This is a genomic window from Domibacillus antri (assembly GCF_001936625.1).
Taxonomy (GTDB): domain Bacteria; phylum Bacillota; class Bacilli; order Bacillales; family Domibacillaceae; genus Domibacillus; species Domibacillus antri.
In genome coordinates, this window is the sequence record NZ_MSDU01000014.1 from 131,729 (window position 1) to 157,904 (window position 26,176).

Below are 26,176 nucleotides of genomic sequence, written 5' to 3' on the forward strand. Positions count from 1 at the left end.
ATATCTCAAAAACTCATTGAGACATCCCTTTTCATTTTTATAGCCGGATTTCTTGCACTTTGAGCCGAATTTTCTGATGTTGGGCCGGTTTTCTTGTCATGCAGGCCGAATTTTCATCATTTCGGCCTCCATGAGGCAGAATCCGGCTTTCCTTTCGATAAATCGGCCGAAATGGCTCTGAATCCGGCCGTTCCTCCATACTTGTTCGACCTCTTTATTTCGTCCCCCATGCATCTGGGTTTTGCTTCCATTGTTTCAAAGTTTCGATGTCGCCCGATTCAACGTAGTTTTTGTCAGCCGCCACTTCAATTAATGCGTCATAGTCACTGAGCGCCGCAGCCTGTAAATTCGCTTCTGAAAGGCATTTGTCGCCTTTTGGGAGCCCATATGTAAAGATGGCAGCAACCCCGAGAACGTCGCAGCCTGCCGCGCGTAATGCTTCCGCTGCTGTGATGGCGCTCCCGCCCGTTGAAATTAAATCTTCAATAACAACGACTTTTGCTCCTTTTTCCACTTTACCTTCAATTTGATTCCCTTTACCGTGCTCTTTCGCTTTCGAGCGGACGTAGCACATCGGCAAATTCAGCACGTCTGATACCCATGCGGCATGCGGAATTCCCGCTGTCGCTGTTCCGGCAACGATTTCCGCTTCCGGGTAATGTTCTTTAATTAATTCCGCCAGCCCGGCGGCGATTTTTTGACGGGTTTCCGGATACGACAACGTTAAGCGGTTGTCGCAATAGATTGGCGACTTCATGCCGGATGACCATGTAAAAGGATCGTTCGGCTGCAAATACACCGCGCGGATTTTCAACAATTCTTCTGCAATTTCTTTTTTCATTGAGCTTGTCCTCCCCACAGTGCTTTTACATGATGATAGGAAGCGACTGGATCGTCTGCTTTCGTAACGGGACGGCCGACGACGATCATGGTTGAACCCATTTTCCGTGCTTCATGAGGATCAGCAATACGCTGCTGATCATCTGTGCTGCCGTCTTTCAAACGGATGCCCGGCGTCACTTTATAAAAGTCTTCTCCGCACGCCTCACAAATGATGGAAGCTTCAAGAACCGAACAGACAACGCCGTCACAGCCTGCCTCTTTCGCTTTTTTCGCATAATGAAGGACGGACTCTTGAAGAGGCACCGAAATTAATTGGTCTTCCTGCATTGCTTCTTCAGATGTCGATGTCAATTGTGTCACCGCAAGCAAAACCGGACGTTTTCCGTCTTTTGCGCCTTCATCCAATCCTTCACGCGCCGCTTTCATCATTTGAACGCCGCCTGCGGCATGGACATTCACCATATCCACTCCGAGTGCTGCGAGTCCTTTCATCGCCTGCTTGACCGTATTTGGAATATCATGAAGTTTCAAATCAAGAAAAATGCGGTGATTCATTTCTTTTAACCGTTCAATGATAAACGGGCCATTCTGCAAATAAAGTTCCATGCCGACTTTCACATACAGCTGCTCCTGCTTAAACGGTTTGAGAAATGCTTCCGTCTGCTCCCATGAAGGGAAATCGAGTGCAATAATTGGTTCTTTCTCCATTACTTCCAGCTCCGTCCCTTCAAGTCGCTAATATGGTCAATATGATGTTCTTCAAGGTACCCGTCAAGCTGTTCAATCAATTCAGGGCATACAAACGGATTGACGAAGTTCGCAGTTCCAACAGCAACCGCGTCTGCACCGGCCAAATAAAATTCAATAATGTCTTCCACCGTTGAGATGCCGCCCATGCCGATAATTGGCAAGTTCGTGTTCTGGCTTACTTCATATACCATGCGGATCGCCACCGGTTTCACCGCCGGACCGGATAAGCCGCCTGTACGGTTGGATAATACTGGACGCGCCGTTTTCACATCAATTCGCATGCCGATGAGCGTATTAATCATCGTAATTCCATCCGCGCCGCCATCTTCAACGGCTTTGGCAATTTCAACAATATTGGTGACGTTCGGCGACAGCTTTACGTAAACAGGTACTTCTGACACCTCTTTCACACGCTTTGTCAGTTCTTTTGCCGTTTCCGGTACCGTACCAAATGCAATACCGCCTGTTTTGACGTTCGGACAGGAAATATTTAATTCAAGTGCATGAACATTGGCCGCTCTCGAAATCTCTTTCGCCACGGCAACGTAATCTTCTGTTTGTGACCCGGCAACGTTCGCAATGATCGGGACGTCAAATTGTTTCAGCCACTCCAATTCATTTGCAATGACTTTTTCAAGTCCCGGGTTTTGAAGACCGATCGCATTCAGCATGCCCGCCGGTGTTTCAGCAACACGGGGCGTCGGGTTGCCGTAGCGCGGCTCTTCTGTTGTCGCTTTAATCATGATGGCGCCAAGCGTACTTAAATCGTACAGCTGGCTGAATTCACGTCCAAATCCGAAGCATCCCGATGCCGGCATGACTGGATTTTTTAAAGAAAGACCGGGAAGTTCAATCGTTAATCTGTTCAAAGTGCTACCTCCCCGGCTGGAAATACGGGACCGTCACTGCATATTTTCAAATAAGCAGTGCCCGATTTGTCTTGTGCAGGATGGCAGACGCAGGCAAAGCAGGCGCCGATGCCGCAGCCCATCCGCTCTTCAAGCGAAATATAGCCACTCGGCGCCGCTTGAAGCTGTTCGACCGCTTTTAACATCAAGGTCGGCCCGCATGAATAAAAAATATCGGCTTTCAGCGAAAATTTATTTACAACGTCTGTAACAAATCCCTGTTCACCAAGCGATCCATCCACTGTTGCCACATATGTCTCACCGAGTGCCAAAAACTGCTCGGTGTAAAAAGCCGCTTCTTTATTTTGAAAACCAAGCACATGAATTGTCTTTACACCATTCGCATTTAAACGGCGGGACAACTCATATAACGGAGGAACACCGATCCCGCCGCCGATTAACAGCGCTGTCTGACCCGGTTTCGCTTCATCAACAGGAAAACCGTGACCGAGCGGACCAAGGACATCAACTTTATCGCCTGCGCGTTTTTTCGCGAGCGCGTTCGTGCCAGCTCCTTCCGCGCGGTAAATCATTGTAAACTCCTGCTTTTCTGGTTCAATACGCGCAATGCTGATCGGTCGTCTTAAAAGGGGGATCATCTCATCACCTGCTTTCAGATGAACGAACCGGCCCGGTTCGTTCATCTGGTCAACAAGCGCGCCTTGCAGCGTCATTTCATAAATATTATGGGCGATTTCCGTCTGATTCGTAACGGTCATCAACTCTTTCTGAATCATGAATGGATCGCCTCCAATGCCGGTTTTGGCATTGCTTCTGCATTAAAGATCATGGATTCTAATACTTCTAAAATGGCTGTTGTTGTATCCAGTGATGTTAAGCACGGGATGCCATTTTCAACTGATTCACGGCGGATACGGAATCCGTCACGTGCCGGCTGTTTGCCTTTTGTCAATGTGTTAATAATAAACTGCGCTTCGCCGCCGCGGATTGTATCAAGCATATCCGGTCCTTTTGCGCCGATTTTCGCAACGGTTTCAACCGGAACGCCTGCTTCGCGGATCAAGTTGGCTGTTCCATGTGTCGCAAGCAGCTGGAAGCCGATGTTGTGGAAACGTTTGGCTATCGCAAGCGCTTCTTCTTTATCTTTATCCGCCACTGTTAAGAGCACAGCACCCTTTGTCGGGATCTTCATGCCGGATGCTACGAGTCCCTTGTACAGCGCTTTTTCAACCGTTGAATCTTTCCCCATGACCTCACCCGTTGATTTCATTTCAGGGCCGAGTGTTGTATCAACACGGCGAAGTTTCGCAAATGAGAAGACCGGTACTTTGACATACACGCCTTCTTTTTCTGGAACAAGTCCTGATTCGTAGCCCATTTCTTTCAATGACTGCCCCATGATTGCTTTCGTTGCGATATTTGCCATTGGGACGTTTGTAATTTTACTTAAGAACGGTACAGTACGGCTTGAACGCGGGTTGACTTCGATAACAAAGACCTCGCCTTTTGAAATCACGTACTGGATATTAAGCAGGCCGATAATGTTTAAACCTTTGGCGAGCTTCGTTGTATATTTAATGATTTTTTCTTTCTGGGCTTCCGTCAATTTTTGCGGAGGGTAGACCGCGATCGAGTCACCGGAGTGAACGCCCGCGCGCTCAATGTGCTCCATGATACCCGGGATCACCACGTCTGTACCGTCAGAAATGGCATCGACTTCGATTTCTTTTCCTGTTAAGTAACGGTCGATCAAGACAGGATGTTCCGGATTTACTTTGACTGCATTTCGCATGTATTGAAGCAGTTCCGCTTCTTTATACACGATTTCCATTGCGCGTCCGCCAAGTACGTATGAAGGACGAACAAGAACCGGATAGCCGATGCTGTTGGCAATTTCCACAGCTGCTTCAACAGAGAATGCTGTTTTGCCAAGCGGCTGCGGGATGTCAAGCTCCTGCAAAGCCTGCTCAAATTTGTTGCGGTTTTCAGCACGGTCTACGTCTTCTAAGCTTGTACCAAGAATTTTCACGCCATGTTCAACAAGCTGAGCTGCCAAATTGATTGCGGTCTGGCCGCCGAACTGGACGACAACGCCTTCCGGTTTTTCCAGATCGATTATATGCATGACGTCTTCAATCGTTAACGGTTCAAAGTATAGCTTATCGGAAATACTGAAGTCGGTTGAAACAGTTTCCGGGTTGTTGTTGATAATAATCGCCTCATAACCCGCTTCTTTCAGCGCCCACACAGAATGGACCGTCGCATAGTCAAACTCAACACCCTGACCGATGCGGATTGGACCGGAACCGAGTACGACAACGGATTTACGATCTGTCACAATTGACTCATTTTCTTCTTCGTATGTGCCATAGTAGTAAGGTGTTTCGGATTCAAACTCGGCTGCACATGTATCGACCGTTTTATATACCGGTGTTATGCCGTTTTCTTTACGCCAGTCGTAAATTTCTTTTTCTTTCGTTCCCCACGCTTTGGCGATCGTTTTGTCAGCAAAACCAAGTTCTTTTGCTTTTTTCGCTGTTTCAACATGGAATGGATTGTTTTCCACTTCTTTTTCAAAACGAACGATATTTTCGAATTTTTTCAGGAAGAAAAGATCAATCTGGCTCCACTCATGAATCGTTTCGATTGTTACCCCGCGGCGCAGTGCTTCGCCTAGGTAAAATAAACGTTCGTCTCCTGCTTTGCGGATGCGCTTTTCGATGAAAGAATCATCTTTATCAGCAAGCTCGTCCAGCGAGAGATGATAAACGCCGCTTTCAAGTGAACGAACGGCTTTTAACATCGACTCTTCAAACGTACGCCCGATGGCCATGACTTCCCCTGTTGCTTTCATCTGTGTTCCAAGTGTACGATTCGCATGTTCAAATTTATCGAACGGCCAGCGTGGAATTTTCGAAACGATGTAATCAAGGGCCGGCTCGAAGCAAGCATATGTTTTTCCTGTAACAGGGTTCATCATTTCATCAAGCGTCAATCCGACTGCAATTTTTGCCGCAAGCTTTGCGATCGGGTAGCCCGTTGCCTTTGAAGCAAGAGCAGATGAACGGCTCACCCGTGGATTTACTTCAATGATGTAATACTGGAAGCTGTATGGATCAAGTGCCAGCTGAACGTTACAGCCGCCTTCGATTCCAAGCGCACGAATGATTTTCAGTGACGTATTGCGAAGCATTTGATATTCACGGTCTGTGAGTGTCTGGCTTGGTGCAACAACGATTGAGTCACCAGTATGGACGCCGACCGGATCGATGTTTTCCATGTTACATACAACAATGGCATTGTCGTTGGAGTCGCGCATGACTTCATATTCAATTTCTTTAAAGCCGGCAATGCTTTTCTCTAGAAGACATTGCGTCACCGGACTTTGTTTTAATCCGTTTGTGACCGTTTCAATCAATTCTTCTTCATTGGCGCAAATACCGCCGCCTGTACCGCCGAGTGTGTATGCCGGGCGGACAATGACCGGAAAACCGATTTGTTCAACAAAATCGTATGCTTCCTGAAGCGTATGAATGATTTCACTTTCCGGTACCGGCTCGTTTAAATCATTCATTAACGTACGGAACAATTCACGGTCTTCCGCCTGCTCAATCGCGGACAATTTCGTTCCGAGCACTTCGACATTATATTCTTCAAGCACACCTGCATTAGCCAATTCCACTGCCATATTAAGGCCTGTCTGCCCGCCAAGAGTCGGAAGGATCGCATCCGGGCGTTCTTTTTGAATAATACGGCGTACAAAGTCAAGTGTGATCGGTTCGATGTAAACAGCATCGGCAACTTCTGTATCTGTCATAATAGTGGCCGGATTCGAGTTAATGAGAATCACGCGGTACCCTTCTTCTTTTAAAGCTAGGCACGCCTGCGTTCCTGCGTAGTCAAATTCTGCTGCCTGTCCGATAACAATCGGACCGGAGCCAATTACTAATATACTGTTGATGTCTGTGCGTTTAGGCATGTTGAGTCTCCTTTGCAGCGTTCTCTTTCATCATGTTGATGAAGCGGTCAAATAAAATGTTGTCATCTTCTGGTCCTGGTGAAGCTTCCGGGTGATATTGAACAGTAAATACCGGGTGTGTTTTATGCGCAAGGCCTTCTACCGTTCCATCATTTAACGCAATATGCGTCACTTTCAAGTCCGTTTTGGCAATGGATTCTTCGCTTACTGCAAATCCATGGTTTTGTGACGTTAAAGCAGTACGTCCTGTTTCCAAATCTTTTACCGGATGATTGGATCCGCGGTGGCCGAATTTTAATCTGAATGTATCCGCACCTGATGCCAAGGCGAACAGCTGATGACCGAGGCAGATACCGAAAATCGGCACTTTTCCAATTAAATACTTAATGGTTTCGATCGCATGCGGTACATCTTTCGGATTTCCGGGTCCATTTGTCAGCATAATACCGTCCGGTTTAAATTGCATAATTTCCTCGCCCGTTGTATTGTGAGGCACAACGATCACGTCACAGTCCCGCTTGTTCAACTCACGTAAAATGCCGTGTTTCATGCCGAAATCGATGAGGACAACACGGAATCCGCGGCCTGGGCTTGGATAGGCTGATTTTGTCGATACTTGTGCAACCTGATCATTAGGCAAAACCGTCGCCTGAAGACGGTGAACAACTTCTTCCGGGTTTACATCCGCTGAAACAATCGCTCCCTTTAATGCCCCATATTGGCGGATAATACGTGTTAATTTGCGTGTATCGATGCCGGAAATGGCTGGAATGTCTTTCATTTTTAAATATTCATCAATCGAAAATTCGCTTCTGAAGTTAGAAGGAAAATCGGCTGCTTCTTTCACAACAAGCGCTTTGACAGCCGGCTGAATCGTTTCAAAATCGTCACGGTTTATGCCGTAGTTTCCGATTAACGGATACGTAAATGTGACAATCTGTCCGCAGTATGATGGGTCAGACAATGTTTCCTGATAGCCTGTCATCCCTGTTGTAAAGACGACTTCTCCTGTAATATCTTTGTCGCTGCCAAATCCTTCACCGGTAAATACCGTGCCATCTTCTAAAATCAGCTGTTTTTTCATCATTTATTCCTTTCCTTCCTGCCATACGAGATTTCCTTCAAAGAATGTTGCGGTTGGCCACCCAGTTAACTTGCGGCCTGTAAATGGCGTGTTTTTTCCTATTGATAAAAACGTTTCTGGATTCACTTCTTTTTCTGTTTCTAAGTCAATAACCGTAATATCAGCCGCAGTGCCTGTTTCTAAACGGCCGTATGGCAGATTAAATGTTTCAGACGGTTTAATTGTCATCCAATCGACGAGCTGTTTTAATGTCATGACCTCTTTCTGCACAAGCTCTGTATATAAAAGCGGGAATGCTGTTTCAAACCCTGTAATGCCGAATGGTGCTTTTTGTATGCCGGCGGCTTTTTCCTCCGCAGTGTGCGGTGCATGATCCGTAGCGATAAAATCAAGTGTGCCGTCAAGCAATCCTTCAATTAAAGCCGCCCGATCCTCAGCTCCGCGCAGCGGCGGATTCATTTTAAAGTTCGGGTCCTGACCAGGAATATCAAGATCTGTTAACACAAGGTGATGCGGCGATACTTCTCCTGTCACACGAATACCGGCTTTTTTTGCATCGCGGATGACACGTACTGATTCTTTTGTACTAACGTGGCAGACATGATAGTGGCAGCCTGTATGTTCCGCCAGCAGGACATCGCGGGCAATTTGCACCGCTTCACAAATCGATGGAATACCCGGAATGCCTTCCCTTTTTGAATATTCGCCTTCGTGAACAGCTCCACCGTAAATTAAGCTGTTATCTTCACAGTGGGCGACAATCGCCATGTCGATTGCTGCCGCCTGCTTCATTGCGGCGTGCATCATGCCTGCTTCTTGAACACCGACACCGTCATCGGTAAAAGCAAATGCGCTGTTTTCTTTTAATACAGGGAAGTCAACGAGTTCTTTACCCGCTTGACGAATCGTAATGGATGCATACGGTAAAACTCGAATGTGCGCCTTTTCTTCAATTAACTTGTTTACTTTTTGAAGGTTTTCTTCTGTATCCGGTACAGGACGTGTATTCGGCATAGCAGCGATGGTTGTGAAGCCCCCTTTTGCCGCAGCCATTGTGCCTGAATCGATCGTTTCTTTATGCTCGCCGCCCGGCTCACGCAAATGAACGTGTAAATCGACAAGCCCCGGTGCCACCAGGTTTCCCCCTGCATCGATCACTTCTTCGTTTGATACAGTAAGATCTGTTCCGATTTCAGCAATTTTGCCATCTTGGATGCGGATATCTGCACGCCATAATTCACCGTTTTCGTTTAAGACTTGTCCATTTTTAATTAACCAGCTCATTTGCCAATCTCCCTTCAAGTACCTCTTTTAGTACGGCCATGCGGACATAGACGCCGTTTTCCATCTGTTTAAATATGCGCGACCGTCCGCATTCAACAAGACTGTCCGCAATTTCTGCATCGCGGTTTACCGGTGCCGGGTGCATGATGATGCTTCCCTCTTTCATACGGCTTTCCCGCTCTTCTGTCAGCCCGTACCGCACATGATATTCTTCTTTCGTCATGGATGACGCGACCTGATGCCGCTCATGTTGAATACGAAGCAGCATAAGTGCATCCACATTCTCAACAAGTTCGTCAATTTCGACAAATCCACCCGAGTTCAGGAAATCCTCTTCAAACCACTCCGGCGGTCCAGAAAATTTCACATCCGCGCCGAGTCTTCTGAGCGCTTCTGCATTTGACCGCGCCACACGGCTATGGCGAATGTCGCCGACAATGCCTATTTTCAAGCCTTCAAATGAACCAAATTCTTGCTGAATCGTGAGTAAATCAAGCAAGCATTGCGTCGGATGCTGTCCACATCCGTCACCAGCGTTTATAACAGGGATATCAATGTGTCCGACAAGCTCATCATAATAGGCGTCCTCTTCATGACGGACAACAACCGCATTTACTCCGATCGCTTCAAGGGTACGTACTGTATCATACAATGTTTCACCTTTTAAGACACTCGAGCTTCTGACATCAAACGGGATGACATCCAGTCCTAATTTCCGCTCCGCCATTTCAAAACTTGTTTTTGTTCTCGTACTCGCCTCAAAAAATAAATTTGCGACAAATAATTTTTCATCCGGCGACCAGCTTTCACCTTCCGCAAATTTTTGCGCCTGCATTAATATTAACAAAATTTCATCTTTATTCAAATCCCTAATTGAAACTAAATTTTTCATCATCGATTTCCGCCTCCGTTTTCATGAAAAAAACACCCTTGCAATAAGGGTGTTTTCTCGACTGTACAGCATAACGAAGCTGTACTGCACATACGTGCAGACCGAATTCACCCTTAAATGCCTCTCGTGCACTTTTAAAAGGTTGTCAATGTTCAAAAAGCCTCTCGGGACTTTTAATTAAACATTCAATTTTTATTCATATATACTTACACGGTCATATTCATCTACTTCTTCAAGTGTGACAACAATTCGCTCGCTTTTCGCCGAGGGAATATTTTTCCCAACGTAATCCGCTCGTATTGGCAGTTCACGGTGGCCTCGGTCGACAAGTGCTGCCATTTGAATGTGCGAGGGTCGTCCTATATCCATAATGGCATCCATCGCAGCCCGTACCGTCCGTCCTGTAAAGAGCACATCATCTACTAAAATAATCGTCTTTCCGTTAAGGTCAACCGGTATTTCTGAACCTTTTACTTCCGGGTCGTGACTTTTCGTCTTAATGGTTAAGTCGTCCCTGTAAAGAGTAATATCCAGTTCACCGACAGGAATATGCTGCCCTTCAATTTGAAAAATGCGTTCGGCCAGCCGCTGTGCAATATAAATCCCACGCGTCTTAATGCCGATCAATACACAGTCTTCAATGCCCTTGTTCCGTTCAATGATTTCATGCGCAATTCTCGTCAAAGCCCGGCGAATGGCCTGCTGATCTAGTACAATTGCTTTTTCCATGAAAAAAGCCTCCTCACCCGTTTTGGTGAGAAGGCATACTGATTCCTTTACATGCAGGCATACGCATCCCGCATTTCATCCGATCCCTTCCCAGCCTCTCGGGACTGTTCTTTAAAGGTTCTTATTCAACTGCATTTAGTTTAACGATAATCGTTCCAGATGTCAAATCTTTTTCTTTAATTCAATGACAAGATCTTCAAATTCTTTCGGAGCAGGCGCTTCAAACTCCATATACTCGCCTGTTCGTGGATGATCAAAGCCCAGTACACCGGCATGCAGCGCCTGCCCGTCAATATTTAGCGTTTTTCTCGGACCGTATTTGGGGTCTCCTGCAAGCGGGAAACCAATATATTTCATATGAACGCGGATTTGATGCGTCCGTCCGGTTTCCAGTTCACATTCGACAAGTGTGAATTCATCGAACCGCTCGATTACATGAAAATGTGTCACAGCCGCTTTCCCATGATCAATGACGGCCATTTTTTGACGGTCTTTCGTGTCGCGGCCGATCGGTGCATCAATCGTGCCAAAATCATGTTGAATAACGCCGTGAACAATCGCTTTATACTTTCTTGTCACGGTTTTATTAACAAGTTGATTCACCAGTTTCTCATGTGCCATATCATTTTTTGCAACCATCAATAGTCCCGATGTATCTTTGTCAATGCGGTGGACGATTCCAGGACGCATAACCCCATTGATGCCAGACAAGTCTTGGCAATGAAACATTAAGCCGTTGACAAGTGTGCCGGTCACGTGCCCTGGTGCCGGATGAACCACCATGCCGCGCGGTTTATTGACGACAATGACATCTGCATCTTCATAATAAACATCTAAATTTAAATCTTCTGCTGCAATATGCAATTCTTCCGGTTCCGGAATATTCACTTCCACTTCATCACCGGCTGCCGCCTTGTAATTCGCTTTCACCGGCTTTCCGTTGACAAGTACCCGTCCTTCTTTTAGCCATTCCTGTACTTGCGTTCGCGAATACTGTTCGTTCTGCGCTGCTGCCAGTTTATCAATACGGCTGCCGTTATCCTCTTCCCCGACCGTAAATCGTATGTTTTCCATCTTATGCCTTCTTTCCTTTTCGGTCTTCAATAAACATCGCGCCGAATAATAAGATCACGCCTATCGTCAATGCCGCATCCGCAATATTGAATATCGGAAAATGATACCCGAATATAAACGTCTGCACAAAATCAACGACTTCGCCGCGAAACAGCCGGTCAATGAAATTGCCGATTGCCCCGCCAAGTAAAATAGCGAGAGACGTTTTCATTAACGGCTTCCCTTTTGCCTCAGTCCGCATGAAATAGATGATGGCCGCCACCACAATGATGGTGATGATGTAGAACAGCCAGAACTGTCCTTCCAGCATCCCCCAGGCTGCTCCTCTGTTCCGGTGGGACGTAATATGAAAGACATCCTCAATCACTTTTACGCTTTCGCCTATCTCCATTGATGTGACAATCAGCCACTTTGTCCATTGATCCAATAAAATTACTAACAGTGTCAATACGTAGTGCATCGATACGCTCCTCCATCAGCCGGATAACGATGAAAAGAGGTTAGCGGTCTACAGCTAACCTCTTTTTTCTTATCCTTTAATTTAGTTCTGGATAATGCTCTGTCACAACAGTCGCACAGCGCGGGCAAAGAGTGGAATGCGCTGGATTTTGCCCAACTTCTTCCGTCACCGTCCAGCAGCGCTCACACGTTTCTCCTGCCGCTTTTTCAACAACAACAGAAGCTGTTTCGAGTTCGACTGCATTGTCCGGTGCATCTGCTTTTGAACCGGATACTTCAAATCCGGAAACGATAAACAGCTGTTTCAAGTCTTCTTTAATGGACGAAAGAAGATTCGTTACTTCGCTGTCAGCATATAAACGAACATGGGCAGTCAATGATTTGCCGATTACTTTTTCGTTACGTGCCGCTTCAAGAGCTTTCAATACATCATCACGCACATTCATAAATGCTGTCCATTTTTCCGTCAGCTGATCCGCATCCGCCAATTCTTTATATTCAGGCATATCCGTGAGCTGAACATATTTTTCTGATGCCCCCGGAACCTCAGCCCATACTTCATCCGCTGTATGAGGCAAAATTGGCGAAAGAAGTTTTGCGAGAGCTGTCAACGTTTCATAAAGAACCGTTTGAATGGCCCGGCGGTCTGCATTGTTTTCCGCTTCAATATAAAGGACATCTTTCGTAAAATCGAGGTAGAACGAACTTAAATCCACTGTGCAGAAATTATTAATGGCATGGTAAATAGCTGCAAATTCATAGTTTTCATAATGGTTTCGTACATTTTTAATTAATTCATTCAATTTTACAATCATGAATTGATCTACTTCACGCAAGTTTTCATAAGATACCGCATGTTGGGATGGGTCAAATCCGTCTAGGTTTCCAAGTAAGAAACGGAACGTGTTACGGATTTTCCGGTATACTTCTGCCACCTGTTTCAAAATGGCATCTGAAACACGTACATCCGCCTGAAAGTCAACAGACGCCACCCAAAGACGTAAAATATCTGCACCAAGCTGCTCCATCACTTTCGCCGGAACGACAACATTCCCAAGTGATTTACTCATTTTGCGGCCTTCACCATCCAGTGCGAAGCCATGACTTAAAACCCCTTTATATGGCGCTTTTCCTGTCACAGCCACTGCTGTTGTCAGGGATGAGTTAAACCAGCCGCGGTATTGATCGGATCCTTCTAAATAAAGATCTGCAGGCCGCTGCAAATCATCGCGTTCAACGAGAACCGCTTGATGGGAAGAACCGGAATCAAACCAGACGTCCATGATGTCGTTTTCTTTTGTAAATTCACCATTCGGGCTGCCCGGATGTGTAAAACCTTCCGGCAGTAAGTCTTTTGTTTCACGCTTAAACCAAATGTTTGAGCCGTGCTCGCGGAACAAATCGGAAACGTGTGCAATCGTTTCATCTGTGATAATGGCTTCACCGTTCTCCGCATAAAAAACAGGAATCGGAACACCCCATGCACGCTGGCGGGAAATACACCAGTCACCGCGGTCACGGATCATATTAAATAAACGCGTTTCACCCCATGCCGGCACCCATTTTGTTTCTTTCACCGCTTCTAAAAGCTCAGGCCGGAATTTATCGATCGATGCGAACCATTGTGCTGTCGCACGGTAAATCACCGGTTTTTTCGTCCGCCAGTCATGCGGATACGAATGCGTAATGAATTCCATTTTAAGAAGGGCACCGGCTTCAGTCAGCTTTTCTGTAATGGCTTTATTTGCTTTATCATAGAAAAGACCTTCAAAACCTGGTGCTTCCTCTGTCATGACACCTCGGTCATTGACCGGACAAAGTACGTCAAGACCGTATTTTTTTCCGATGATAAAGTCATCTTCCCCATGTCCAGGAGCGGTGTGAACGGCGCCTGTACCAGAATCCGTCGTAACGTGTTCACCGAGCATGACAAGGGAATCACGACCGTAAATAGGATGAGCAGCAAGAATGTTTTCAAGCTCTGCACCTTTTACTGATTTTTCTGTCGTATACTGATCCCAGCCAATTTTCTGAGCCACTTCTTCAAGAAGTGCTTCTGCGACAACATAACGTTCTCCAATGGCACTCACAACGGAATAAGACAGATCCGGATGGACGGCAATACCAAGATTTGCCGGAATTGTCCACGGTGTTGTAGTCCAAATAATAATCTTCGTTCCTTCTTCAAGGACGCCGTTGCCTTTTTTCACATCAAATGCAACATAAATAGACGCTGATTTTTTATCCTGGTATTCAATTTCCGCTTCCGCAAGGGCGGATTCAGAAGAAGGAGACCAATATACAGGTTTTAAACCCTTATAAATATAGCCTTTTTTCGCCATCTCGCCGAACACTTTAATTTGCTGGGCTTCATATTCCGGCTTCAATGTAATATACGGATTTTCCCAGTCACCGCGTACGCCCAAACGCTTAAATTGAGCGCGCTGGCTGTCGATTTGCTTATATGCATACTCTTCACAAAGCTGACGGAATTCAGCAATCGTCATTTCTTTCCGGTTGACACCTGAGTTTGTCAGCGCCTGTTCAATCGGCAGGCCGTGTGTATCCCAGCCCGGAACGTATGGCGCATAATAGCCGCTCATTGACTTAAAACGGACGATAAAATCCTTCAAAATTTTGTTTAGCGCGTGCCCGATATGAATGTCCCCATTCGCATACGGAGGGCCATCATGCAGGACAAACGCGGGGCGGCCTTTCGTGCGCTCCAGCACTTTTTTGTAAATGTCCTCTTCATTCCATGCTTTTTGCATATCCGGCTCACGTTTTGGCAAATTGCCGCGCATCGGAAACTCTGTTTTCGGCATTAATAGTGAATCTTTGTAATTCATGTCTCATTACTCCTTTTTGTGTACTAAAAACAAAAAAACCTTTCACATCCCTATAAAGGGACGGAAAGGTTTCCGCGGTACCACCCTGATTGACAGCACAAAGCTGCCCGCTCATCATCCGTAACGTGGATGAAACGCTTTTCGCTACTACTTTGTTCACAAAAAGCACTCAAGGGTGATTTTCCGTATTACCGTCAGCCGCCAGGCTTTCACCATCCCCGGCTCGCTTATGGACTGATCTTGTACACGTACTGTCCCCGTCATCGTTTTTTCTTATGGCCTATTTGAATGATTTCATTATAAGAATGAACGGGTCATCCGTCAAGTTTACTTATCATCTTCACTCAATTGCTCGAGTTCATTCGTATCGACTTCAAAATCCATTAACGTATCCCAATCATCGTTATTCAGCAAATCGAGCTGTGCTTCCATTAACATTTTAAAGCGCGTCCGGAATACTTTCGACTGCTTTTTTAGTTCTTCAATTTCAACAGCAATCCGGCGTGCTTTAGAAAGTGATTCTTCAACGATTCGATCCGCATTTTTTTCCGCTTCCCGGATCAGCAGTTTTGATTCTTTCAGTGCATTTCGTTTTACATCTTCCGCTGTTTCCTGTGCAATAACAATAGATTTGTTTAATGTTTCTTCAATATTCGAAAAATAATTGAGCCGCTCCGTTTGCGCTGCAAGCTGTGTTTCCAGTTCTTTTTTTTCACGAATGATGAGTTCGTAATCTTTAATAATCTGATTTAAATAATCGTTTACTTCATCTTCATCATATCCGCGAAACGAACGGCCGAATTCTTTTTTATGTATGTCCAACGGCGTTAAGGGCATACAGCCACCTCCAAAGCGTAACGTTAATAACTGACTTCCATTATAAAGGTTTTTCGCTCTTTTGTGGGGAAATCCCTGCATTTTCACAAATTTATTTCAAAATACCCAGTGTCATTCGCCATTTTTCTTTTTTCGTCTGCCCGTCAATCGATAAAATTTTCATCCGGCCGCTGCCGCGGATAGATAAAACATCCTGTTCTTCACATTCGAATGACGGGTTTTCGACAGATTTCCAATTCACTTTGACAGCGCCGCCTTTTATGAGCTGCTGCGCTTTTTGGCGGGACATGGACGGCAGTGAACCGATGACAGCATCCAGGCGCATGGAAGACACTGTCACAGACTGTTCACGCCATTCTTCATGCTGCTGAATGGCTTCTTGAAATGGCTTTTCCATAAGTTTCACCGGCACTTTTCCAACATGACCCAAGTGCATGTACATGTAATCTGCTGTTTCTTTTACAACAAATAGTTGATAGCGGCTCCCATCGGTGATGATATCACCAAATTTCTCCCGTTTTAAACCAAGCCCCATTAAACTGCCAAGAATTTGCGGATGACTGATGGATGCAAATTTTTCCGGATAGTCGATTTCATGCAGAACCACATCAAAATCAGTGTCAGCCGGTTCAAAATAGTCCGGGTGAATAAGTGCCCGCTGCCGTTCAGCTTCCGCTGTCCCGCCGAAAAAAGAGACGCGGACATCTTCATCTGATCCGACGGCCGAACGGATTATCTGCCGTTCGCGCGGATCGAGGAATCCGGTCAGCTTCGGTGCATAAATTTCCATTACCTGCCGCTTCCATTCCACCACTTTATCGATAAATTCTTTTTCTTCCGGACGGAAATGCTGATATATTTCACTCACTTCTTCATCCTCTTACAGCCAGATTTTCAATTGATACAAACCGCTTTCAGCTAAGCGGAGAACGATCAGCGCTACGATCGGTGAAATATCGAACATGCCGATCGGCGGCACAAAGCGGCGAAATGGCTCAAGATAAGGCTCGCTTATTTTTGTTAAAAACCGGCCGACCGTTGTTTCACGCGCGTCCGGAAACCAGGACATCAAAATGTAAATAATGAGTGCCCAGGAATAAAGATTCATTGCACTCGCTAATATGTTAATAATTGTATCCATTCTATTTACTGCCACCCCGTTTTTTCATGATCATTATTGTTAAACTGCGTCATACTGCCGGCGATTTCTACATTTTCCGGTGCGCAAAAGAAAATTTTTTCACCGATTTGCTGTATTTCCCCGCCAATCGCATAGACTGTACCGCCGAGAAAATCGACAATCCGGCGGGCCTGGTCTGTTTGAATACGCTGCAAATTAACGACAACCGCTTTTTTTGCTTTTAAGTGATCAGCAATTTCCTGCGCTTCAGCAAACATACGCGGCTCAGCCATAATCACTTTTGCCGGCTTTTGAGCGCTTTTTAAGCTGACGACATTTCTTTTTCGCGCAGCAGGAGACTGCCGTTCTTCTTCATACGTCTCTTCTTCAGCCATGTCATAGTCTTCTTCGTCTAAAAGAAAAAAGGATTTAAATTTTGACTTTACTCCCATGGTTCCACCTCCGCTTTCATTCTTCACCAACAAGCGCTGTACCAATCCGGACCATTGTTGCCCCTTCTTCAATGGCAATCTCAAAATCGTTGCTCATCCCCATTGAAAGTTCTGTACACGGTGCGTACGCAAGATGTAAAGCCTGTACACTTTTTTTGCACTCCGCCAGCCGGCGAAAGCAGGAGCGGAGTATTTCTTTATCCTCTGTGAAAGGTGCCATCGTCATCAGCCCGCATATATGAATATTTTCATATGAAGCGAGTGATTTAATAAAAGGGACCACTTCTTCCGGCGTTATGCCGTGTTTCGACTCTTCACCGGATGCATTTACTTGAATGAAACAATTCACCTTACGATTGGCGCGGCGGTCTATTTCTTTTGCGAGTGATTCACGATCCAGTGAATGAATGTAATCTACTTTATCAATAACCGATTTCACTTTTCTCGTCTGCATCGTCCCGATAAAATGCCATACAGCACGACTGCCGATTATTTCATATTTCGCGTTCATTCCTTCATCGCGGTTTTCACCTAGATCGGTAATACCCGCTTCCACAGCTTCCACCGCACGCGCTGTTGACACATACTTTGTGACGGCAATAATTTTGATCTCATCCGCCTGTCTGCCAGCCCTTTCAGCCGCTGCGTTTATTCGCTCTTGAATAATTGCTAACTTTTCAATGACTTTCATGATCCCATTCCTTCCAGCCGATATAACTCATCATTCTTCCTGTATGCCCTTCATCGCGACGGTGTGAAAAAAAGTCGGATGAGCAGCTGGTGCAAAGACGCGTCATCTGAATATTTTCTTCCGGAATACCCGCTTTTATGAAAAGATCCCGATTGAACGTCTGCAGTGAGAAGTAAAACGTATCCGGTTCATTTGAAACCGGAAAAAAAGGTTTCATTTCATTTTTTTCGAACCATTCAGCCGCTTTATCAACGACCATTTTGCCGACTTTATAGCAGTCTCCGCAAATTGAAGGACCGATCACGATTTGAATATCTTCAAGCTGACTGCCGGCTTCTTTCCATTTTTTAATCATTGCCGGGCCGATTCCTTCAACAGACCCTTTCCAGCCTGCGTGTGCTGCCCCGACCCGTTTCACTTCGGAGTCGTAAAAATAAAGCGGAACACAATCTGCATAGCAAAGCGTCAACAAAACACCTGTATCGTCAGTGAAAAGACCATCTGTCGACGATAAGGCACTGTCATAATCAAGCGCGCCGCGTCCTCTGTCTTTTTTTGAAACATGTTCAATGTGTATGCCATGCGTCTGTTCACAGCCAATCCATTGATCAGCCGGAATACCGGCTTGTTCCCCGATTATCCGCCTGTTTTTCTGCACGGCATCCGGATCATCATTTACATGAAACGCCATATTCAGCCCATTAAAAAGACCGGTTCCGCCTTCTTTTGACGTAAATCCTGCTGTTAAACCAGGGGCTTCCTTTTGCCAACGGTCAATGATATACAGGCTGTCAGTTGATTTTTTGAAAGGTTCTGTCATATTAATCTCCCGTGCCTTTTCTTCTAGTGTACCACACCCGACTATTTTTCGTCACCGTTCTTCCTCTTCGGATGACTTTTCCCCATATCGGACTAAAATAACATCGCCGCCGATTTTGACAATATTCATCCATAGAATGATGATTTCTTCCTCTTTCCCGAATAGTCCGAATTTTTTGCCGCTCTGTTCAATAATTAAAGAGGAAATGGCCCCGGTTGCACTGTTTATTTCAATATCTGTAAGACGTCCAAGTTTTTTTCCGTTCGTCACATTGACAATATCTTTCAGCTGAAAATCAGAAATGCGCATGATAATGCCTCCTTTTTACATGTGTATGTATAAGCTCAACAAAAAAAAACAGGAAGGTAACTCTCCTGTTTTAAATCAGCCATTTATTTTCTTTTTCATTTGTTTTATCGCCCCTTTTTCAAGGCGGGATACCTGCGCCTGGGAAATACCGATTTCATCTGCGACTTCCATTTGCGTTCTGCCGCTGAAAAACCGCTTTTCGATAATCATCCGCTCCCGGTCAGACAGCCGGTTCAGCTCGTCAGTTACAGTAATGGAATCCACCCATTCGACTTCGCGGTCTTTTCCGTCACTGATTTGATCCATCATATAAATCGGATCACCGCCGTCTTGAAAAACCGGTTCGAATAATGAAACAGGATCTTGGATGGCATCAAGCGCAAAAACGATATCTTCTTTCGGGACATCAATCGCGCGGGCAATGTCCTCTGCAGCCGGCTCAACAGAACGTTCTGCCGTCAGCCTTTCTCTTGCCTGTAATGCCTTATACGCAATGTCTCTCAGCGAGCGCGAAACACGAATCGGATTATTGTCACGTAAATAACGGCGTATTTCCCCGATAATCATCGGTACGGCATACGTCGAAAAGCGGACATTATGGCTTAAATCAAAGTTATCCACGGACTTCATCAGCCCAATGCAGCCAACTTGAAATAAATCATCTGCCTGTTCATTTCGGTGATTAAAGCGTTGAATTACACTTAAAACAAGCCGCAAATTTCCCGTGACGATTTCTTCACGGGCACTTTTATCACCGTTTTGATATTTAATAAACAGCACTTTCATTTCGGGATTTGTCAAAACAGGAAGCGTCGACGTATCGACACCGCATAATACCACTTTATTCCGGGCCATCACTGTTCCTCCTCATGCTGCTCTGTTTCTCGAACAGTATCTCCGGCCCGGAAAAATTTATGCGCTTAAGGAAAGAGTATTTATTCAGCGCAATTTATTCAATTCTTTTTTCAAACGTCCAATGATTTTTTTCTCCAAACGTGAAATGTATGACTGTGAAATACCAAGCAGATCGGCCACTTCTTTTTGCGTTTTTTCTTCCTGCCCGTTTAATCCGAACCGCATTTCGATTATCTGCTTCTCACGTCCTTCAAGATCAGCAAGTGCTTCAATGACTAAATGTTTATCAACAGCTTCTTCAATTCCTTTTGTAATAATATCGTTCTCCGTGCCCAGCACATCGGATAAGAGCAGTTCATTGCCATCCCAGTCAACATTCAGCGGTTCGTCAAATGAAATTTCCGAACGTGTTTTATTATTTCGGCGCAAATACATTAATATCTCATTTTCAATACAGCGGGATGCATACGTCGCCAGTTTAATTTTCTTCTCCGGATTAAATGTATTCACGGCTTTAATTAATCCGATAGCTCCGATGCTGATTAAATCTTCAATATGAATTCCGGTATTTTCAAATTTACGGGCAATATATACGACTAGACGTAAATTTCGCTCTATCAGCATCGCGCGGACCGCTTTATCGCCCGATGGCAGCTGCATCAGCAAATGCGCTTCTTCATCCCGCGAAAGCGGGGGTGGAAGCGCTTCACTGCCCCCGATATAATAAATCGTTTTGGATTTCATTCCCGCTTTTTGAAGCATATTATACATCACATACATCCACTTTGTTTTAACCGGCCTCATATAAAACCACTCACCTCTCCATTCATTGTCGAACCATATTCGGATGTAAAATACAAAAAAAAGACTGATCATCGGAAAGCGCAACTGTTGTGAAGGTAACAAGCGCTCTATCTGTCCGAATGGATTTTCCATCCAGAAAAACGGTGAATTCATCCGTTCGAAAAGCAGCAAGCAGCTGTTTTTCGGCCCCTATTGACCGGGCAGGAATCCAGGTCATTTTTTCCGCCCATTGATCAGGGAGCTGTGTCAAAATTGCCTGTTCTCCTGAGCTGATCGCTGCCGGCCAGCCATCCTCATGTCTAATTTGGCAGACAGCCACTTCTTTTTTCGTGATCGGATCGCACAGAGAGTTTCCGGTATCGATAAGTGCTGTACCCGACCATTCCTTCCGGCAAATTGAAAAGGTAACCGGAACTGTCTGCTTTTTAAAATTTCGTTTCGTGCTCATACTGAACAGACGTCTTTGAATAAAGTAAAAAGCAACCGAAATAGATAAAATGAATAACAGTACCGTAGAAAACTGACCGGAAGCAGCGCCATTCAAAAAAACAGACTGAAATCCGAACAGTACACCGCCTGTTAAAAAGGTAACAAAATAAAAGGTCAAGGAAGCGGACAGCAGGATGGCAATTCTGGTTATTTTATAGGCTATGACAAGCATCAAAACCGGTGTCATCAATTTAACTGCAAAATGGATGAGCCAGTCCCATCCTGTTATCATGTGTAACAAAAGCGGGATTGTCCCGATCATGGAGGCTATCACAATCCGGGTTTTTTTTATTGGCTGCCCCAGTAAAATACCTGCTGCCGTCAAAAGCAATCCATCCGCTGCCAAATTAAAAATTAAAATTACTTCTGCATAACCGGTCAATTCACCCCTCCCCCTTGCCGGCTGCCTGTCCTATGACCAATAGTGTATCGGAATATGCTTTCAATGTATGTCGCAATGTGAGTGAATTTTTACAGCAATTTTTCCGATTTATGTCACACAAAAAATCCCGCCACATAAGTGACGGGATTTACTGCATTTATCTTCTTCTATTACGGTTGCGTAAAAATGTCGGAATATCCAGCGTATCGTCGACAGGCGTCTGCTGCGGCTGACGAATAGGCTGCTCTTGAACCGGGATATCTTCACGCTTTGTTTCACGCGGCTTTGCGGATTGAGGTGCTGCCTGCTGCTGAGGCTTCACCTGTCCAAGACCAGGACGAGTCTGTCCGGTTTGAGCGGGCAGTTCTTTAAAACCGGTCGCAATCACCGTAACAATAATTTCATCTTTTAGGTTTTCGTTAATAACGGAACCGAAAATCATGTTTACTTCCTGATCAGAAGCAGAGGACACGATATCTGCTGCTTCCTGTACTTCATAAAGGCTCAAATTGGTGCCGCCGGTAATATTCATTAAAACACCTTGCGCTCCATCGATCGCCGTTTCTAAAAGCGGGCTGGAAATGGCTTTTTTCGCCGCTTCAACAGCACGATTTTCACCTGAAGCCACTCCGATTCCCATTAAAGCAGAACCTTTATTGGACATAATGGTTTTCACATCGGCAAAGTCAAGGTTAATAAGACCAGGGACCGCAATTAAATCGGAAATCCCTTGCACTCCCTGGCGAAGAACGTTATCCGCCTCACGGAACGCTTCCAGCATAGGCGTGCTTTTATCCACAATTTCAAGAAGACGGTCATTCGGGATAACAATTAATGTATCAACCGATGCTTTCATCGCCTCAATACCGCCTGCTGCCTGCGTTGCACGTTTTCGGCCTTCAAAAGTAAATGGACGGGTCACAACCCCAACCGTCAAGGCGCCAAGATCTTTTGCAATTTGCGCAATGACCGGCGCGGCGCCTGTGCCTGTGCCGCCGCCCATACCGGCTGTAACGAATACCATATCCGCGCCTTTAAGCACTTCTTCAATCTGCTCTTTGCTCTCCTCTGCCGCTTTCTTGCCGACTTCCGGGTTAGCCCCTGCCCCTAAACCGCGTGTCAATTTTGAGCCGATTTGCATTTTCACTTCCGCTTTTGATAAATTCAGCGCCTGCGCATCTGTATTGACCGCAATGAAGTCAACGCCCTGCACACCATGCTCAATCATCCGGTTAACAGCATTATTTCCGCCGCCGCCTACGCCGATCACTTTAATCGTTGCCAACGAATCCAAACTTGTATCAAAATCCAACATGGCAAATCCTCCTAATTCGTCATAATCTGTTCGTCTGTTTTATTCCTCAAAAAAGTACCCGAAAAGGCGTTTCATCTTTGATTTAGGGCTTTCTTTTGGCTTCTCATTTTCTTTATTCGACATTTTTGATTCCTGTTTCAGTTCCTGACGTTCTCTTCTAACCTCTTTTTCTTTCGGCTTTAGATTCTGAGGCTCACTTACTTTCCGGCCGGTCAAACGAGCATGTTTATATGCATATTTTATCAAGCCGACCACTGTCGTATATTGCGGTTCACGCACGCCGATATAATCCGGAATGGCTACACGCACACGGTTTTGAAAAACGTCCTGCGCCAGGTCAAGAATGCCGTTCATGGCGGATGTGCCACCTGTTAAAACGAAACCGCCTGGCACGTCATGAATACCAGTTTGGCGAAGTTCTTCAACAATCATCATAAATAATTCTTCAAGACGCGCTTCAATAATTTCTGAAATTTCCAGCTGGTTGAACTGATCATGCTGATCGCTGCCAATCACCTGTACACTGAAAACTTCCTCTTCTGATGCGTGGTCATAAAAGGCGTGACCGTGCTTGATTTTGATTTGTTCCGCATCTTCAGTCGATGTACGGAGGCCGATCGACAAATCTTTCGTAATATGATCGCCGCCTACAGGCATTACCGTTGTCTGCTGAATATGACCATCTCTATAGAAAGATATGGTTGTCGAACCGCCGCCGATATCCACCAGAACCGTGCCAAGGTTTTTTTCATCGTCTGACAAAGCAATTTCTCCGCTTGCAAGCGGCTGAAGGACAATCTCACTGATGTCCAGACCGGCACGTTCAACACAGCGCAATGTGTTATGTAAAAAAGTTCTTGAACCGGTAACGATGGTTCCTTCCATCTCTAGACGGACACCGAGCATTCCGCGCGGATCATTTATTTCGTCAAATCCGTCCACGATAAATTGTTTAGCAATAACGTTTACAATTTCCCGATCCGGTGGAATGGACATAACTTGTGCCGCATCAGTTACGCGAATGACATCTTCACTCGTAATTTCGCGATTTTCACTTGAAACGGCTACAACACCGTTGCATGGATGGAGAATCGCATGGTTAGCGGCAATGCCGACGATGACGGAGCTGATATCAATGCCCACCATACGCTCTGCCTGCTCTATTGCTTTTTTAATCGAGTGGACCGTATCGTCAATATCAACAACAGCCCCTTTACGGATCCCTTTTGATTTCACACTTCCGACACCAATAATATTTAAAGAATCATTGACCATTTCGCCAATGATCACTTTAATTGCGGATGTACCGATGTCGAGACTGACAAGTATTTCATTATTGTTCATACTGCGGCACCTCCTTTACCATAAAAACCTGAATAATCGAACAACAATTCGCGCTCATCTGCGCAAAATAATGTATAAAGTACGTTATTCGTCATATTCAACATATTTTCCTTTTAAAGTTTTATATTTTCAGCTGAAATAGCACCCAAAGCTTCCTCATTCAAGTCTACACTAAGACAAGAGGCCGGAAAAGGTTAAGTTGTCCCGTTTTTGAAATCGTTACGGCGTGTCCGCCTCTTCGATATTCACTTTTTCTGCTTCCGGCTGCTCCGCGGGATCGTACGCTTTAAAATAAGAACCCACTTCCAAGTCAATGACCCCTTTTATATTCGGATCAAGCTGATTTGAAATGGATGGATAATACACCATTTTGTCCGCAAATGTTGATAGCGTCGCTGATACTTCAAATCCATCCGTCATAAACGCATTTATATGCAGCGCATCACTTTCTTTCGGATCATAGTAAACTTCCGATATTGTATTCACAACCTCATCAGGCAGCGTGTCAACTGCTTCAGCAAACCGGTCGAGTGCCTCGCCTTCTTTAAAGTTATATAAAATCGGCAGCTGAGATGGGTATCCGCTGACAGGCTCACTCATAATTTTCCCATTTTGTAAAACAGGGTATAAACCGCCTTTACTCGCTGCATAGGCAATTTCATTTTGCTCGATGATCTTTATCTTTAAATCATTTGGAAAACCCATTGAAACGTGTGCTTCTCTTATCCGGTCATCTTTTTGAAGCTGCTCTGCCGCTCTGCTTTTATCGGAAGACCAAATACTGCGTCCTGTTTCAAGTCCACTTTGTTCAATAATTTCCTGTTTCGTCATTAATTCATTGCCTTCTACATGAATGTATGCCACTTTGCTTAACGGTGACTGCAAATAAATTAAAAGAAGTATAAGGAAAAAGAAAACCGACAGCAAAACAAGCAGGCGCCGATTCGCTTTCCGTTTGCGCATTTGTTTCAGCTTCGGAATACGGTCTTCAATTGAGATGATTTTTTGTTTGCCCATATCCACACCTCTGCCCGTTTTATGGTCCGCCTATCAATTCAACTTCCGTTTCCATATTAATTTGATATCGATCATAGACGACGTTTTTTGCATGCTCAATTAAGGCTAGCACATCCGCCGCTGTAGCTGTTCCTGTGTTCACAATAAAATTGCCGTGCAGATCTGATATTTTTGCACCGCCAATGGTGAAACCTTTTAACCCTGCTTTTTCAATCAAATGACCGGCATGTTCCGGCAATGGATTTCTAAAAATACTGCCTGCACACGGGTGATCCCATGGCTGTGTCGTCCGGCGATATTCCTTATATTTCAACATGTGTGTACGAATGGTTTCCCTGTCACCTTCACGCAGTTGAAATTCTGCTTCAAGAACAATTCCCGGACGTTTTTTTTGTAAAATAGACGTCCGATAGGAAAAGTCCATTTCTTCATTCGTCAGCCAGGACATTTGACCATCCGCAAACAAAACGTGCGCTTTTGTAAGAATGGATGACATCTCTGATCCGTGAGCACCGGCATTCATATAAACAGCCCCACCGACAGATGCCGGGATTCCACCTGCAAATTCAAGACCTGTCAAGCATTCTTTGGCTGCTTTTGTTGCCAGAACGACGAGCGGGAACCCGCCCCCTGCCGTTACTGTAGTACCATCAATAGCCGCATCGTCTATTCCTTTTCCAAGTTTAATCACAATGCCGCGAATTCCGGCATCTGACACGAGCAGATTAGACCCCCGCCCAATGACACGCCATGGCAGCTTATGTTTTATGATGGCGCTCATCGCTTTTTCCAGACCGGTGATCGACGATGGCTCAAAAAAAACATCAGCCGGTCCGCCGATTTTCATTGTTGTATGATTGGCAAGCGGTTCATTTTCCATCACGGGACCGGCTTGCAATTGTGTTAGTTCTTTGATGAATTCTTTCAAA

26 protein-coding genes and 1 other annotated feature are annotated in these 26,176 nt (G+C 45.3%); all 26 genes read right to left on the bottom strand.

The genetic code is table 11. The features are described from left to right. Positions 1–214 precede the first annotated feature (214 nt). The 26 genes from pyrE to murB all read right to left on the bottom strand — a co-directional run bounded on the left by pyrE (position 215) and on the right by murB (position 26,175). Complete coding sequence (pyrE, locus tag BTO30_RS07920) at positions 215–841, bottom strand: orotate phosphoribosyltransferase (RefSeq protein ID WP_075398180.1); 627 nt, start codon at positions 839–841, stop codon at positions 215–217. Continuing rightward, entirely contained in the window at positions 838–1,551 is a 714-nt protein-coding gene (gene pyrF / locus BTO30_RS07925; RefSeq protein WP_075398181.1) for an orotidine-5'-phosphate decarboxylase, read from the bottom strand. Before pyrF ends, pyrE begins: the two co-directional genes overlap by 4 nt. Then, a complete protein-coding gene (locus BTO30_RS07930; protein WP_075398182.1) occupies positions 1,551–2,462 on the bottom strand; it encodes a dihydroorotate dehydrogenase in 912 nt (303 codons plus the stop codon). The genes pyrF and BTO30_RS07930 overlap by 1 nt, the downstream gene beginning before the upstream one ends. After that, complete coding sequence (locus BTO30_RS07935; protein WP_075398183.1) at positions 2,459–3,238, bottom strand: dihydroorotate dehydrogenase electron transfer subunit; 780 nt, start codon at positions 3,236–3,238, stop codon at positions 2,459–2,461. Before BTO30_RS07935 ends, BTO30_RS07930 begins: the two co-directional genes overlap by 4 nt. Continuing rightward, on the bottom strand, positions 3,235–6,441 hold the full coding sequence (carB, locus tag BTO30_RS07940; protein ID WP_075398184.1) for a carbamoyl-phosphate synthase large subunit: 3,207 nt from the start codon (positions 6,439–6,441) through the stop codon (positions 3,235–3,237). The genes BTO30_RS07935 and carB overlap by 4 nt, the downstream gene beginning before the upstream one ends. Next, positions 6,434–7,525, bottom strand: coding sequence for a carbamoyl phosphate synthase small subunit (locus BTO30_RS07945; protein WP_075398227.1), 1,092 nt, complete (start codon positions 7,523–7,525; stop codon positions 6,434–6,436). The genes carB and BTO30_RS07945 overlap by 8 nt, the downstream gene beginning before the upstream one ends. Before the next feature lie 3 nt (positions 7,526–7,528). After that, on the bottom strand, positions 7,529–8,809 hold the full coding sequence (locus tag BTO30_RS07950; RefSeq protein WP_075398185.1) for a dihydroorotase: 1,281 nt from the start codon (positions 8,807–8,809) through the stop codon (positions 7,529–7,531). Continuing rightward, positions 8,793–9,701 carry an aspartate carbamoyltransferase catalytic subunit gene (locus BTO30_RS07955; protein ID WP_075398228.1) on the bottom strand — a complete coding sequence of 303 codons (909 nt, stop codon included), beginning with the start codon at positions 9,699–9,701 and terminating at the stop codon, positions 8,793–8,795. The genes BTO30_RS07950 and BTO30_RS07955 overlap by 17 nt, the downstream gene beginning before the upstream one ends. A gap of 192 nt (positions 9,702–9,893) precedes the next feature. Next, the gene (gene pyrR, locus BTO30_RS07960; RefSeq protein WP_075398186.1) at positions 9,894–10,430 is read right to left on the bottom strand and encodes a bifunctional pyr operon transcriptional regulator/uracil phosphoribosyltransferase PyrR; all 537 of its coding nucleotides are present in this window, start codon (positions 10,428–10,430) and stop codon (positions 9,894–9,896) included. 162 nt (positions 10,431–10,592) lie between these two features. Further along, positions 10,593–11,504 carry an RluA family pseudouridine synthase gene (locus tag BTO30_RS07965; protein ID WP_075398187.1) on the bottom strand — a complete coding sequence of 304 codons (912 nt, stop codon included), beginning with the start codon at positions 11,502–11,504 and terminating at the stop codon, positions 10,593–10,595. Between the two features lies 1 nt (position 11,505). Next, entirely contained in the window at positions 11,506–11,964 is a 459-nt protein-coding gene (lspA, locus tag BTO30_RS07970) for a signal peptidase II (protein ID WP_075398188.1), read from the bottom strand. Between the two features lie 76 nt (positions 11,965–12,040). Next, a complete protein-coding gene (gene ileS / locus BTO30_RS07975) occupies positions 12,041–14,812 on the bottom strand; it encodes an isoleucine--tRNA ligase (protein ID WP_075398189.1) in 2,772 nt (923 codons plus the stop codon). 53 nt (positions 14,813–14,865) lie between these two features. Continuing rightward, positions 14,866–15,085, bottom strand: a binding site (T-box leader). 54 nt (positions 15,086–15,139) lie between these two features. After that, on the bottom strand, positions 15,140–15,649 hold the full coding sequence (locus tag BTO30_RS07980; RefSeq protein WP_075398190.1) for a DivIVA domain-containing protein: 510 nt from the start codon (positions 15,647–15,649) through the stop codon (positions 15,140–15,142). A gap of 91 nt (positions 15,650–15,740) precedes the next feature. After that, positions 15,741–16,517 (bottom strand): YlmH family RNA-binding protein, encoded by a 777-nt coding sequence (locus BTO30_RS07985; RefSeq protein WP_075398191.1) that lies wholly within the window; start codon positions 16,515–16,517, stop codon positions 15,741–15,743. 12 nt (positions 16,518–16,529) lie between these two features. After that, positions 16,530–16,790, bottom strand: a complete 261-nt coding sequence (locus BTO30_RS07990) for a YggT family protein (protein ID WP_075398192.1) — start codon at positions 16,788–16,790, stop codon at positions 16,530–16,532. A gap of 5 nt (positions 16,791–16,795) precedes the next feature. Beyond that, on the bottom strand, positions 16,796–17,221 hold the full coding sequence (locus tag BTO30_RS07995; RefSeq protein ID WP_075398193.1) for a cell division protein SepF: 426 nt from the start codon (positions 17,219–17,221) through the stop codon (positions 16,796–16,798). Positions 17,222–17,237: 16 nt separating this feature from the next. Continuing rightward, complete coding sequence (locus BTO30_RS08000; protein WP_075398194.1) at positions 17,238–17,912, bottom strand: YggS family pyridoxal phosphate-dependent enzyme; 675 nt, start codon at positions 17,910–17,912, stop codon at positions 17,238–17,240. Then, positions 17,899–18,732: a peptidoglycan editing factor PgeF gene (pgeF, locus tag BTO30_RS08005; RefSeq protein ID WP_075398195.1), complete on the bottom strand. Its 834-nt coding sequence runs from the start codon at positions 18,730–18,732 to the stop codon at positions 17,899–17,901. The genes BTO30_RS08000 and pgeF overlap by 14 nt, the downstream gene beginning before the upstream one ends. A gap of 51 nt (positions 18,733–18,783) precedes the next feature. Next, positions 18,784–19,044 carry a YlmC/YmxH family sporulation protein gene (locus tag BTO30_RS08010; RefSeq protein ID WP_075398196.1) on the bottom strand — a complete coding sequence of 87 codons (261 nt, stop codon included), beginning with the start codon at positions 19,042–19,044 and terminating at the stop codon, positions 18,784–18,786. Positions 19,045–19,116: 72 nt separating this feature from the next. After that, positions 19,117–19,896 carry an RNA polymerase sporulation sigma factor SigG gene (gene sigG, locus BTO30_RS08015; RefSeq protein ID WP_075398197.1) on the bottom strand — a complete coding sequence of 260 codons (780 nt, stop codon included), beginning with the start codon at positions 19,894–19,896 and terminating at the stop codon, positions 19,117–19,119. An 84-nt stretch (positions 19,897–19,980) separates the two neighbouring features. Further along, complete coding sequence (sigE, locus tag BTO30_RS08020) at positions 19,981–20,700, bottom strand: RNA polymerase sporulation sigma factor SigE (RefSeq protein WP_075398198.1); 720 nt, start codon at positions 20,698–20,700, stop codon at positions 19,981–19,983. Positions 20,701–20,722: 22 nt separating this feature from the next. Continuing rightward, positions 20,723–21,571 (bottom strand): sigma-E processing peptidase SpoIIGA, encoded by an 849-nt coding sequence (locus BTO30_RS08025; RefSeq protein ID WP_075398199.1) that lies wholly within the window; start codon positions 21,569–21,571, stop codon positions 20,723–20,725. A gap of 157 nt (positions 21,572–21,728) precedes the next feature. Next, entirely contained in the window at positions 21,729–22,886 is a 1,158-nt protein-coding gene (gene ftsZ, locus BTO30_RS08030) for a cell division protein FtsZ (protein ID WP_075398200.1), read from the bottom strand. A gap of 39 nt (positions 22,887–22,925) precedes the next feature. Further along, positions 22,926–24,230, bottom strand: coding sequence for a cell division protein FtsA (ftsA, locus tag BTO30_RS08035; RefSeq protein WP_075398201.1), 1,305 nt, complete (start codon positions 24,228–24,230; stop codon positions 22,926–22,928). A 219-nt stretch (positions 24,231–24,449) separates the two neighbouring features. Then, positions 24,450–25,247 (bottom strand): cell division protein FtsQ/DivIB, encoded by a 798-nt coding sequence (locus BTO30_RS08040; RefSeq protein ID WP_075398202.1) that lies wholly within the window; start codon positions 25,245–25,247, stop codon positions 24,450–24,452. A 19-nt stretch (positions 25,248–25,266) separates the two neighbouring features. Then, a complete protein-coding gene (gene murB, locus BTO30_RS08045) occupies positions 25,267–26,175 on the bottom strand; it encodes a UDP-N-acetylmuramate dehydrogenase (RefSeq protein ID WP_075398203.1) in 909 nt (302 codons plus the stop codon). Position 26,176: the final 1 nt, after the last annotated feature.

Coding starts and splice junctions, on each gene's coding strand:
- pyrE (WP_075398180.1), bottom strand. CDS start 841: ATGAAAAAAGAAATTGCAGAAGAATTGTTGAAAATCCGCGCGGTGTAT.
- pyrF (WP_075398181.1), bottom strand. CDS start 1,551: ATGGAGAAAGAACCAATTATTGCACTCGATTTCCCTTCATGGGAGCAG.
- BTO30_RS07935 (WP_075398183.1), bottom strand. CDS start 3,238: ATGATTCAGAAAGAGTTGATGACCGTTACGAATCAGACGGAAATCGCC.
- carB (WP_075398184.1), bottom strand. CDS start 6,441: ATGCCTAAACGCACAGACATCAACAGTATATTAGTAATTGGCTCCGGT.
- BTO30_RS07945 (WP_075398227.1), bottom strand. CDS start 7,525: ATGAAAAAACAGCTGATTTTAGAAGATGGCACGGTATTTACCGGTGAA.
- BTO30_RS07950 (WP_075398185.1), bottom strand. CDS start 8,809: ATGAGCTGGTTAATTAAAAATGGACAAGTCTTAAACGAAAACGGTGAA.
- BTO30_RS07955 (WP_075398228.1), bottom strand. CDS start 9,701: ATGAAAAATTTAGTTTCAATTAGGGATTTGAATAAAGATGAAATTTTG.
- pyrR (WP_075398186.1), bottom strand. CDS start 10,430: ATGGAAAAAGCAATTGTACTAGATCAGCAGGCCATTCGCCGGGCTTTG.
- BTO30_RS07965 (WP_075398187.1), bottom strand. CDS start 11,504: ATGGAAAACATACGATTTACGGTCGGGGAAGAGGATAACGGCAGCCGT.
- lspA (WP_075398188.1), bottom strand. CDS start 11,964: ATGCACTACGTATTGACACTGTTAGTAATTTTATTGGATCAATGGACA.
- ileS (WP_075398189.1), bottom strand. CDS start 14,812: ATGAATTACAAAGATTCACTATTAATGCCGAAAACAGAGTTTCCGATG.
- BTO30_RS07980 (WP_075398190.1), bottom strand. CDS start 15,649: ATGCCCTTAACGCCGTTGGACATACATAAAAAAGAATTCGGCCGTTCG.
- BTO30_RS07990 (WP_075398192.1), bottom strand. CDS start 16,790: ATGGATACAATTATTAACATATTAGCGAGTGCAATGAATCTTTATTCC.
- BTO30_RS07995 (WP_075398193.1), bottom strand. CDS start 17,221: ATGGGAGTAAAGTCAAAATTTAAATCCTTTTTTCTTTTAGACGAAGAA.
- BTO30_RS08000 (WP_075398194.1), bottom strand. CDS start 17,912: ATGAAAGTCATTGAAAAGTTAGCAATTATTCAAGAGCGAATAAACGCA.
- pgeF (WP_075398195.1), bottom strand. CDS start 18,732: ATGACAGAACCTTTCAAAAAATCAACTGACAGCCTGTATATCATTGAC.
- sigG (WP_075398197.1), bottom strand. CDS start 19,896: ATGGCCCGGAATAAAGTGGTATTATGCGGTGTCGATACGTCGACGCTT.
- sigE (WP_075398198.1), bottom strand. CDS start 20,700: ATGAGGCCGGTTAAAACAAAGTGGATGTATGTGATGTATAATATGCTT.
- ftsZ (WP_075398200.1), bottom strand. CDS start 22,886: ATGTTGGATTTTGATACAAGTTTGGATTCGTTGGCAACGATTAAAGTG.
- ftsA (WP_075398201.1), bottom strand. CDS start 24,230: ATGAACAATAATGAAATACTTGTCAGTCTCGACATCGGTACATCCGCA.
- BTO30_RS08040 (WP_075398202.1), bottom strand. CDS start 25,247: ATGGGCAAACAAAAAATCATCTCAATTGAAGACCGTATTCCGAAGCTG.